11 protein-coding genes, 1 tRNA gene and 1 riboswitch are annotated in these 11,071 nt (G+C 44.9%); of the genes, 11 read left to right on the top strand and 1 reads right to left on the bottom strand.

The window, feature by feature from the left end; genetic code table 11:
• The first annotated feature begins 245 nt into the window (after window positions 1-245).
• Window positions 246-353, top strand: a riboswitch (TPP riboswitch).
• Between the two features lie 101 nt (window positions 354-454).
• Both thiW and thiC read left to right on the top strand, forming a co-directional pair.
• The gene (gene thiW / locus H6A32_RS15205) at window positions 455-964 is read left to right on the top strand and encodes an energy coupling factor transporter S component ThiW (protein WP_087167508.1); all 510 of its coding nucleotides are present in this window, start codon (window positions 455-457) and stop codon (window positions 962-964) included.
• Between the two features lie 226 nt (window positions 965-1,190).
• Window positions 1,191-2,501 carry a phosphomethylpyrimidine synthase ThiC gene (thiC, locus tag H6A32_RS15200; RefSeq protein ID WP_087167507.1) on the top strand — a complete coding sequence of 437 codons (1,311 nt, stop codon included), beginning with the start codon at window positions 1,191-1,193 and terminating at the stop codon, window positions 2,499-2,501.
• A gap of 176 nt (window positions 2,502-2,677) precedes the next feature.
• On the opposite strand, the gene H6A32_RS15195 is transcribed toward thiC, so the two are convergent.
• Window positions 2,678-2,748, bottom strand: a tRNA-Trp gene (locus H6A32_RS15195).
• A 243-nt stretch (window positions 2,749-2,991) separates the two neighbouring features.
• On the opposite strand from H6A32_RS15195, the gene H6A32_RS15190 reads away from it, so the two are divergent.
• From H6A32_RS15190 to H6A32_RS15150, 9 genes are all read left to right on the top strand, one after another.
• Entirely contained in the window at window positions 2,992-4,569 is a 1,578-nt protein-coding gene (locus H6A32_RS15190; RefSeq protein ID WP_087254601.1) for an ABC transporter substrate-binding protein, read from the top strand.
• A 71-nt stretch (window positions 4,570-4,640) separates the two neighbouring features.
• Window positions 4,641-5,591 carry an ABC transporter permease gene (locus H6A32_RS15185; RefSeq protein ID WP_204864759.1) on the top strand — a complete coding sequence of 317 codons (951 nt, stop codon included), beginning with the start codon at window positions 4,641-4,643 and terminating at the stop codon, window positions 5,589-5,591.
• Window positions 5,592-5,603: 12 nt separating this feature from the next.
• On the top strand, window positions 5,604-6,503 hold the full coding sequence (locus H6A32_RS15180) for an ABC transporter permease (protein WP_204864758.1): 900 nt from the start codon (window positions 5,604-5,606) through the stop codon (window positions 6,501-6,503).
• On the top strand, window positions 6,500-7,519 hold the full coding sequence (locus H6A32_RS15175) for an ABC transporter ATP-binding protein (RefSeq protein WP_330680281.1): 1,020 nt from the start codon (window positions 6,500-6,502) through the stop codon (window positions 7,517-7,519). The genes H6A32_RS15180 and H6A32_RS15175 overlap by 4 nt, the downstream gene beginning before the upstream one ends.
• Window positions 7,516-8,484 (top strand): ABC transporter ATP-binding protein, encoded by a 969-nt coding sequence (locus H6A32_RS15170; RefSeq protein WP_204864757.1) that lies wholly within the window; start codon window positions 7,516-7,518, stop codon window positions 8,482-8,484. The genes H6A32_RS15175 and H6A32_RS15170 overlap by 4 nt, the downstream gene beginning before the upstream one ends.
• Window positions 8,485-8,691: 207 nt before the next feature.
• On the top strand, window positions 8,692-9,042 hold the full coding sequence (locus H6A32_RS15165; protein ID WP_087254587.1) for a DUF2200 domain-containing protein: 351 nt from the start codon (window positions 8,692-8,694) through the stop codon (window positions 9,040-9,042).
• 35 nt (window positions 9,043-9,077) lie between these two features.
• Window positions 9,078-9,689: a GNAT family N-acetyltransferase gene (locus H6A32_RS15160; protein WP_087254605.1), complete on the top strand. Its 612-nt coding sequence runs from the start codon at window positions 9,078-9,080 to the stop codon at window positions 9,687-9,689.
• 143 nt (window positions 9,690-9,832) lie between these two features.
• A complete protein-coding gene (locus H6A32_RS15155) occupies window positions 9,833-10,393 on the top strand; it encodes a hypothetical protein (RefSeq protein ID WP_087167505.1) in 561 nt (186 codons plus the stop codon).
• A gap of 255 nt (window positions 10,394-10,648) precedes the next feature.
• Window positions 10,649-10,972: a MarR family winged helix-turn-helix transcriptional regulator gene (locus tag H6A32_RS15150; RefSeq protein WP_204864756.1), complete on the top strand. Its 324-nt coding sequence runs from the start codon at window positions 10,649-10,651 to the stop codon at window positions 10,970-10,972.
• Window positions 10,973-11,071: the final 99 nt, after the last annotated feature.

The raw sequence follows: 11,071 nt of genomic DNA, 5'->3' as shown, positions 1-11,071 counted from the left end.
GTAACACATGGAGCTGACTGTTACTAATAGGTCGAGGGCATAACCAAGGAATGGTGGATAGGAAAAAGCAGGATGACAGAAACGTGGACTTATATGTGGTTTTGAAGGTACATGAATGAAGGAGACAGCTAAGGCTGTCTTTTTTTGATACTTGAATCTGGAGTTTTGATCAGATATAAATTTCAATTTACTACTTGAAAGTGAGAAATAAGAGGACTATAATTGTCTATGATCAGATATTTGAATAGTGTGACACAGGGAGCTGACCGGAGTCGGCTGAGAGGAGGCTGGATCGCCTCGACCTGAGACCTGATTTGGATAATGCCAACGTAGGGATGATGATGAAATTATTTAGGATACTAAATCTGGAGATGCCCTGCGGCATCTCTTTTTCTTTTCCCGGAAGGTGTTACAGGAAAATATCTGAGAACTTATGGAAAGGAGCTGTGTGTTGATGAAACAAAATACAGCAACAAAAAAACTGGTACTGGCAGGAGTGCTGACCGCACTGGCGGTCGTTGGAAGTATGATCAGCTTTCCGGTGGCAGGAAGTAAATGTGCACCGGTACAGCATATGGTTAATATTCTGGCGGCTGTAACCCTTGGACCGGGATGGGGAGTCGGTATTGCTTTCTGTGCAAGTCTGCTTCGGAACATAATGAGCCTCGGCAGCCTTCTGGCATTTCCGGGAAGCATGGTGGGAGCATTGTGCTGCGGACTTGTCTATATGGGATGTAGAAAACTTGCTCCGACCTGTGCGGCAGAAGCTATTGGAACAGGAGTTTTGGGAGGCTTGTGTGCATATCCGGTTGCAAAACTTCTGATGGGTATGGAGCCGGTGGGCCTGTTTGTCTATGTCGTTCCATTTCTGATTTCAACGGTAGCAGGAAGCATTCTGGCATTTATTTTGATTACAGTACTGGAAAAAGGTGGAGCGCTTAATCAGCTTCGTATGGCGAATTAGTTTATCGGAAGTGAAACGCTTCTGAGAAAGCGGCAGGCCGGGGACACCACTTTCTGCCGCTATAGAAAAATCAGGTTGTGGTTAAAGGAGGAAAACAAACTTGATGATCACCAGACAAAGAAACGGTGAAGGCGTCGGCATCCAGATGAGAGCAGGAAGTAATTATTCTGCCTGTCTATCTATAAAAGCCGGCGTCTGACAAAGGAAGAAAAAGGAGGTAAAGAATATGGAAACCTACACAACTCAAATGGATGCAGCCCGGAAGGGCATTGTCACTTCTCAGATCAAGACAGTAGCGGAAAAAGAAAAAATGCCGGTCGAAAAGCTGATGAAACTGGTAGCAGAAGGAAAGGTTGCAATCTGCGCTAATAAACGTCACTCCTGTCTTGATCCGGAAGGAATTGGCAGTATGCTTCGAACAAAAATTAATGTAAATCTCGGAGTCTCGAGAGACTGCAAAGATTATGATATTGAGATGCAGAAAGTGCTGAGTGCCGTTAATATGGGAGCTGAGGCAATCATGGATCTTTCCAGTCACGGAAATACACAGCCATTCCGTCAGAAACTGACGAAAGAATGCCCGGTGATGATCGGGACTGTTCCTGTTTACGACAGTGTGATTCATTACCAGAGAGACCTGGCAACACTTTCAGCAAAAGATTTTATTGATGTCATTCGGATGCATGCGGAAGACGGCGTAGATTTTGTGACACTGCACTGTGGAATTACAAGAAAGACGATTGAACAGATCAAAAAGCATAAAAGAAAGACAAACATTGTAAGCCGCGGCGGAAGTCTGGTATTTGCATGGATGAGCATGACTGGGGAAGAAAATCCATTTTACGAATACTTTGACGAAATTCTCGATATCTGCGAGGAATATGATGTAACCATTTCCCTTGGAGATGCCTGCCGCCCAGGGTGTCTGGCAGATGCAACAGATGTGTGTCAGATAGAGGAACTTGTCCGTCTTGGAGAGCTGACAAAACGCGCATGGGCGCATAATGTCCAGGTTATGGTAGAAGGTCCGGGGCATGTACCGCTGGATCAGGTAGAGGCAAACATGAAAGTCCAAAACAGTATCTGTATGGGAGCACCGTTTTATGTACTCGGCCCGATTGTGACGGATATTGCGCCAGGCTATGATCACATCACAGCAGCCATCGGAGGCGCTGTAGCAGCAATGAATGGGGCAGCTTTCCTTTGTTATGTAACGCCTGCAGAACATCTGGCACTGCCAAATGTAGATGATGTAAAACAGGGAATTATTGCATCGAAAATCGCGGCACACGCAGCAGATATCGCCAAAGGAATTCCGGGAGCAAGAGAGATTGATGACAGGATGGCAGAGGCCAGAAGAAAACTGGACTGGGAAGAACAGTTCGCGTGTGCGTTGGATCCGGAAACAGCGAAAGCAATCCGGGACAGCAGAAAACCGGAAGATGATCACAGTGACACATGCAGTATGTGCGGAAAATTCTGTGCGGTCCGGAGTATGAACAAGGCTTTGGCAGGAGAATATATCGACATTTTGTAGAAAACGGATATATCGGCACTGACCGGAATCGGAAAAGAAAGATCAATGCAAAGAAAGAAGAGCATTTTCGGCTATCTAATATCATAGCATGAAAATGCTCTTTTCTATTTGTGTTCTACCTTGTGTTCTATTTCAAACCCGGACATGAAAAAACCGCCGAAATTCGGCGGTTTCAGCAGGGGATGAGAGAATCGAACTCCCGCTAAGAGTTTTGGAGACTCCTGTCATACCATTTGACCAATCCCCTTCTTTAGTTCTTTTAACTGTTTTTACTTATATCACATTTTGGACTGTCATGTCAAGTATATTGTATTCCATGAATAGGGAAAATCATTACCAAACAGCTGAAGCGGTACATATGACGAAAAGGCTGTGATCTTGTCAAATAGAAAATCGACATGATGCCCATTATGATTATCAATTTGCTTTTTTTACCCCTGCTGAATATAGTTATGTTATATATTCGATATATGCTTTAGGAGGTAAAATTATGAAAAGAAAACCATTATTTGGTGCAGCAGCCCTGTTGATGAGTACTGCACTGGTATTGGCGGGATGCGGAGGCGGAAACTCAGACAGCGGATCAGGCGGATCAGGAGACAGCGCATCCAAGAACAAAGAGGAGCTGCATGTTGCAATTTCGGCGAATCCGCCTTCTCTGGATCCTCAGTCTATCAATTCTAACATTGTAGGGGGAATCGGAGTACATGTGTACGAGCCATTGTTTGCGATGAATGCAGACTATGAGCCGACACCAGTACTTGCAGAGTCTTATGAAGTAAGCGATGACGGAATGGTGTATACGATCAAGCTTCGTCAGGGCGTGAAATTCCACAATGGCGAGGAGATGACAGCAGATGATGTTGTTGCTTCCATGAATCGCTGGATCGAAGTATCCGCAAAAGCAAATACACTGATCGGAGGATCTGTATTTGAAAAAGTAGATGACTATACGGTAAATCTGAAAGTTAATCAGGCTTCTTCTGATATTATTATGATTCTGGCAAGCCCGATTCAGGCGGCTGCAATTTATCCGGCAGAGGTTGTTGAATCTGCGACAGCAGAGGGAATCAGTGAGTACATCGGAACAGGTCCTTATAAGGTTTCCGAGTGGAAGCAGGATCAGTATGTAAAACTCGAAGCATATGAAGATTATCAGCCTTCCGAAGGAGAAGCAAGTGGACTTGCTGGAGAAAAGCAGGCTGCTACCCCGACAATCTATTACGATGTGGTAACAGATGCTTCCACACGAATTGCGGGAGTGCAGAGTGGAGAGTATGATATTTCAGAAGAAATTCCGATTGATAATTATGAAGATCTGTCTTCTGATAATGGATTGACATTGAAGGTGGACCGTGGAGGTACTTTGAATCTTTTCCTGGATACGACAGAGGGTGTGATGGCAAATCAGACATTCAGACAGGCAGTTCTTGCGGCTCTGAACTGTGATGACATCATGCTTGCGGCATATGGAAATCCGGATCTGTACGAGCTGAATGCAAGCTGGAGTGATCCGACAGATACACAGTGGGGAACTGATGAGGGAAGTGAATATTATAATCAGCAGGATACAGAAAAAGCAAAAGAACTTCTTGCAGAAGCAGGTTATAATAACGAAAAAGTAGTACTGGTAACAACCCAGGACTATCCGGAAATGTACAATGCAACTTTAGTTGTGCAGGAAGAGCTGAAACAGGCGGGAATTAATGCAGAAGTAGAAACGTATGATTTCAGTACATTTATGGAACATCGTTCTGATCCGCAGCAGTTTGATATGTTTATTACAAGTAATTCCTACAACATGCTGCCAATTCAGCTATCTGTACTTGACAGTGGCTGGGCTGGTCTGAATGCACCGGAAGTGACAGAAGGAATTACTGCAATTCGTGCCGCATCTTCTGATGAGGAAGCAGCAGAAGCCTGGGCAGATTTACAGACATTTTTGTATGAGTACGGCGCAGCAACCGTTCTTGGCCATTATACAGGTGTGATAGCAATGGATAAAGGTGTAACAGGATACGATTATCTCCGTTTCCCGATCTATTGGAATGTGACTGCATCAGAATAAATGCCATACAATGATAACAGCGGAATGCGGATGTGCACTCCGCTGTTCTTTTATGGAAGGAGTAACAAATCATGCTAAAGTATATTTTAAAACGGATTTTATCGCTGATCCCGGTACTTTTTGTGGTATCCTGCGTGATTTTTCTTGTTGTCTATATGATTCCGGGAGGCCCGGCTACGGCGCTTCTTGGAATGGAAGCGACACCGGATCAAATTGACGCATTGAACGCGGAACTCGGATTTGACAGACCGTTTCTTGTTCAGTATGTGGACTGGTTTACCAATGTTCTGAGAGGGGATTGGGGAGAATCTTATTTCCTTCACCAGACAGTAACAAGCGCGATTGCAGAATATTTTGTACCGACATTGAGCCTTGCAGTGTTTGCGCAGATCATTGCTCTGATTTTGTCGATTCCGCTCGGAATTCTGGCAGCATACAAAAGAGGAACTGCACTGGATCTTACCTGTGTAACTGCATCTCTTTTAGGATCGGCGCTTCCTGGATTTCTGCTCAGCATGTTTCTCATGCTGTTTTTCGGCGTTTACCTTCACTGGTTCCCGGTGGCAGGATACGCAGCACTTTCAGAAGGTCTCGGAGAGCACCTGCGTTATCTGTTTTTACCTGCGCTTTCCCTTGGTATTGTGCAGGCAGCGTATCTGACAAGAATGACAAGATCTTCACTTCTGGAGACTCTTTATAAAAATTATATTCAGACTGCACGGGCGAAAGGGCTAAAAGAAAAGAAAGTTGTGATGAAATATGCGCTCAAAAATGGGGCACCGGTTATTCTTACGGCCGTGGGACAGTCATTTGGAAGTTTGATTACCGGTACGATTGTGACAGAGACATTGTTCAATATTCCGGGACTTGGAATGCTGACACTGACTTCTATCAACCGGAGAGACGTATTTGTCATTCAGGGAGTGGTAATCTTTGTGACGCTTTTGTACGTGATTGTGAACTTGATTGTAGATATTCTGTATGGTTTTACAGACCCAAGGCTTCGGCCGGGACGAAAGTAGGAGGAGAAGGGAATGCTGATACGACGGAAAAGTATCTCTGCTGCCAGTGAAGCGATTTTCCGGGAGCAGAGAACATTAAAAAAAGAAAAACTTCTCGCAAACCCGGCACTGATTATCGGGTTTGTTGGATTTGTATTGATTGTGCTGCTGGCAGTGTTTGTCCCGATCTTTAACTCAACGGACCCTAACGCCATGGAAGTGACGAAGAGACTGCAGCCACCCGGAGATGGATATTTGTTTGGGACAGATGAATTCGGACGGGATCTTTTTGTTCGTGTGATGTACGGGGCGAGAGTTTCTCTTTGGGTAGGGGGATGTGTTGCAATATTTTCCTGTGTACTGGGAACGATTATTGGCATTTATGCCAGCTACTTCAAAGTGCTGGATCAGATCCTGATGAGGATCTGCGACGGGCTGATTGCCATTCCAGGTATTCTGCTGGCCATTGCGTTGATTGCAGCCCTTGGAACATCGAGCTGGAATGTAATTCTGGCACTTACCATTGTCTATACGCCAAGCGTAGCAAGAACGGTGCGGGTAAGCGCGCTTGTCATTAAAGAGCAGGCTTATGTGGAAGCGGCAAAGGTACAAGGATTCAGTAATTTCCGGATTCTCTGGAGAATGATTCTGCCGGGAGTAATTTCTCCGTTGACCGTGCAGGCATCTTTTATCTTTGCTCAGGCAATTATCTCGGAGGCGTCCTTAAGTTTTCTGGGAGCAGGAATCCCTGCGCCGGCAGCAAGCTGGGGAAATATGCTGGAATCCAGCAAGATGGTATTTTCCAGAGCACCATGGACAATGATTTGTCCGGGAGCGGCTGTCATTCTATGCGTGCTCAGCCTGAATCTTCTCGGTGACGGCCTTCGTGATTATCTGGATCCGAAGGTGAAAGGAGGAAAGAAAAAGGCATGATGGAAGAAAAGAAGAATGAAACTCTTTTGGAGATAAAAGAGTTGAAAGTATCCTTTCCGGTACACAAAAAGTGGCTTCCGGCTGTGGATGGTGTCAGTCTGGAAATCCATCCGGGGGAGATTACAGGAATTGTAGGGGAATCCGGATCAGGAAAGAGTGTGATGTCGCAGTCGATTCTGCGTTTGAGAGACCATGATACAGCAGTACGTTATGAGGGAGAAATTCTGTTTGAGGGGGAGAATCTTCTGCAAAAGCCGCTTTTCCGGATGCGCGATATCCGGGGGAACCAGATCTCCGTTATTTTTCAGGATCCGCTGAATTCATTGAGTCCGGTTCATACAGTGGGGAACCAGATTTCAGAAGTATTGATTCTGCATAAACAGCTCTCTAAAGAAGAGGCTGGAAAACGGAGCATTCAGATGTTGAAAATGACCGGAATTCCGGATCCGGAAGCGTGCATGAAAAAATATCCATTCGAGCTTTCCGGAGGAATGCAGCAAAGAGTTATGATTGCCATGGCCCTTGCGTGTGAGCCGAAACTTCTGATAGCGGATGAGCCGACAACAGCGCTGGATGTAACGATTCAGGAACAGATCCTGCATTTGATCCGGGATCTGAATGAGCGTCTTGGAATGTCAGTGCTGTTTATCACACATGATATGGGAGTTGTGTCCAGAATCTGCCACAGTGTAAAAGTCATGTATCTGGGACAGGTCGTAGAAGAAGCACAGACACAGGAGCTTTTTGAGAATCCATGCCATCCGTACACACAGGGACTTCTTGCATGTATTCCGCACCTGAGAGTGGAACGCGGCAAAGAGCTTCCAGTGATTCAGGGATCTGTGCCGTCCCTTTCCAACATACCGGAAGGATGCCATTTCTGTACGAGATGCCGTCTGGCTGACGATACCTGCAGGAACTGCCCGCCCCCGCTCGTGGAGATTTCTCCGGGACATAAGGTAAAATGCTGGAAGTATGCAGACGGAGCAAAAGAGAGGGAGGTGACAGCATCATGAGCGAACATTTGCTGGAGATCAAAAATCTGAAAAAGACCTTTCCGCTGCGAAATGGCGGATGGTTCGGGAAAAAAGAGCGTATGTGCGCAGTGGATAATCTGTCATTGACCATCGAAAAAGGGGAGACCTACGGACTGGTAGGAGAGTCCGGATGCGGAAAATCTACCACAGGAAGAATGATTGTTGGGCTGACCAAAGCGGACAGCGGATCCATTCTCTATGAGGGAAAAGATATCAGTAAGATGAGTGAGCGGGAATTCCGTCCGCTCAGAAAAGAACTCCAGATGGTATTTCAGAATTCTCTTTCAGCTCTGAATCCAAGACTGCGAATTGGAGAAATTCTGGAGGAAATTCTGCAGATTCACGGAGAACAGGACAAAGCAAAGAGAAGGAAGCGGGTACTGGAAGTACTGGAAAAAGTAGGACTTTCGGAGGAACACTATTTCCGTTTCCCGCATGAACTTTCCGGAGGGCAGGTACAGCGCCTTGGAATTGCAGGAGCATTGATCATTCATCCGAAACTGATTGTCTGCGACGAACCGGTTTCGGCACTGGATGTTTCTATTCAGGCACAGATTTTGAATATGCTGATGAACCTTAAAAAAGAACTGAGACTGAGTCTGCTCTTTATTTCTCATGATATCGGTGTAATTCGGTTTATCTCTGACCGGATCGGCGTTATGTATCTGGGAACTCTGGTAGAAGAGACAGATACGGAGACACTATTTGCAAATCCTCTGCATCCATATACGAAAACATTATTTGCGGCGATTCCGGATCCATATATTCAAGGCGGTGAATTTCAGGCACTGACAGGAGAACAGCCGGTAAGAACGGAAGACTTTCAGGGCTGCGCTTTTTATAGCCGGTGTCCGTACGCAAAGGAAATCTGCAAAAAGCAGGCACCCGAATTCCGGGAAGTGGAACCGGGACATAAGGCAGCCTGTCATTGTATAGAAAAATAGAAAATGGAGAAACGACAAAATTCGGGCCAGCAGTTTATTTTCTGTGTGCCCGAATTTGCGTTACCTGACAGATTGAATCAGTTATTTATTCCAGCAAATCTAATAATTCATATAAAGTCGCAATACTTTCTCAGGATGAAAGAACCTGCCATCTATGATATGATGTAAAAAACAATCGTTTCAGAACAGGGGAAGGAGTGCAGGAAATTGGAGAATGAAAAAGTATATCAGATGAAGTTTGCGAAGATTTATGAGCTTTTGGTCAACAAAGCAGTGAGAAAGGATCGGACAAAGGAAGAAGTGGATGAGATTATCCGGTGGCTTACCGGATATAAGCAGGAAGAACTGAATCAGATGTCGGTATCTGAGATCGGATACGGCGAGTTTTTCCAGAATGCACCGGAGTTAAATGAAAACCGGAAGAAGATCAAAGGTGTGGTCTGCGGAGTACGCGTAGAGGAGATCGAGGAGCCGTTAATGCAGGAGATCCGCTATCTGGACAAGCTGGTTGATGAACTTGCCAAAGGAAAACAGATGGAGAAAATCCTTCGGGCTTAATTCCATTGGATAAGAAGCAGAAAGAGAGGGAAAAGATGAAGAGAGAAAACACACCGGAACTGGTAACAGAACGGCTTATTTTGAGGAAGTTTACCGAGGAAGACAGGGAAGCGTTGTATGAGATACTGAAAGACGAGGAGGTCAATCGCTTTCTTCCGTGGTTTCCGGCAGCATCTTTAGAGGCGGCGGAAACATTTCTGAAGGAACATTATCTGGACAGTTATAAAAAGGAAAGCGGATACCAGTATGCCATCTGTCTGAAAGGGGAGAACCGTCCGGTCGGATACATTGGTGTATCCATGGAGGAAAGCCATGACCTTGGATACGGTCTGAGAAAGGAATACTGGAATCAGGGAATTGTCACTGAGGCCGGCAGAGCAGTCATTGAGCAGGCGAGAAAAGACGGAATCCCATATTTGACAGCGACCCATGATGTAAAGAATCCGGCAAGCGGAGCAGTGATGGAAAAACTCGGTATGAGTTATCAGTATTCTTATGAGGAACTCTGGCAGCCGAAGAATTTCCTTGTGACTTTCCGGCTGTATCAGATGAACCTGGATGGACAGACGGAGCGGATGTTTAGGAAGTACTGGGAACAGTCAGAAGTACATTTTGTCGAAGAGAGAGAAGAAAAAACGAGACAGTGAAAAAATTCTCTTGCCATGTCAGATCCTGCGAAAAGTTCTCCGGATGTTCACAGAAAATACCGGAAAAAACATGGAAGACCCTGAGGAAGTATGTTATAATTTTTGATGCTGGACAGGCAGAGAATCGGTATTAAGGGGACACTATGGAGTTTAAGGATTTGAATAAAGACATTGTCGTATTCCGCTATCATGTCAGCCCGAATTTTGGCATGGAGGGCGATGACGGCGGCTTTTCTCTGGAATTACGGGGGAATGGCAACTTGAAATTTGCAGCTTACCGGCTTTTTGATGAAATAAAGACGATGAAAATTTTCAAATTAAACCGGGAAGAGACAAAAGAGATTTTCGATATCTTAAAAGAGACGGAAAAGATCTGGGGGAAGATACCGGAAAGTCTTGACAATCATCTGAATGACGGACCGGGAAATATCAATGAGTTTATCTTCCTGGGTGAGAAGAAAATTCAGGCGCGCAATATCCGGAAGACATGGCTTCCGGGGGAGGCGATCCGGGGAGGAAAATACTATAAGCGGTTCAAAAACGTAATGAAATATGAAAATCAGATTCTTCAGATTTTTGAAGGAATTTCAAAAGTACTGAAGAAGAAGGACATTCATCTTTCACTGGACCAGTGCCGGATTCATGACAGGTGTAAGGTGAAGATCACCTGGATTGATAAGACGAAACAGCATAGTCATACATAGAGTCAGCAGACGCTTCTTAAAGGAGGCGTCTTTTCATTTTATATACAACAGTAGTTTATCACAAACACGAAAAAGAAGACAGGACAGTATAGAAAAATCCGGATGTTTCCATACATCCGGATTAATTAGTTGTTTAATTAAATTTTTGTGAAAATTTATGACTAAAAAGTGAAATAACAAGATATATATTGACATACATTAGGCAAAATACTAAACTATCGGTTAGACATCTAACTAATTAAAGGAGGAAAAACAATGGAAGAAAGATCGGTAAGGGAAATACCGGTTCCTCTTCTGCTCAATCAGATCCTGCATGCACAGACCTACCGGATCATGCAGTGTATGAAAGATGTAGATCTGAAGCCGGGGCAGGCAGGATGTCTGTTTATCCTTTCCAAGGAAGGGAAACTGCCCCAGAAGGATATTGCTAAAAAGCTTGGAGTGAAGCCTCCGTCCATCACGGCGCTTCTGAAAAAGCTGGAGGCAAGAGGACTGATTATACGCAGCCAGGATGATCAGGACCAGAGGGTTTCGTGGATCACATTGAGTGAGGAAGGCAAACATTATATTAATAACTAAGACTTCCCATACCTGAAATGGGCTTCGCTCCTTGAAAATTCAATATTTCAGCTGACAAAATAGTGATTTATGCCCCTATAGACTCTGGATGGAGTGCGT

The organism is Drancourtella massiliensis (genome assembly GCF_016900655.1).
Lineage (GTDB): Bacteria > Bacillota > Clostridia > Lachnospirales > Lachnospiraceae > Sellimonas > Sellimonas catena.
Note: the sequence above shows the minus strand (reverse complement) of the source record. Positions and strands in the feature narration are given on the sequence as shown.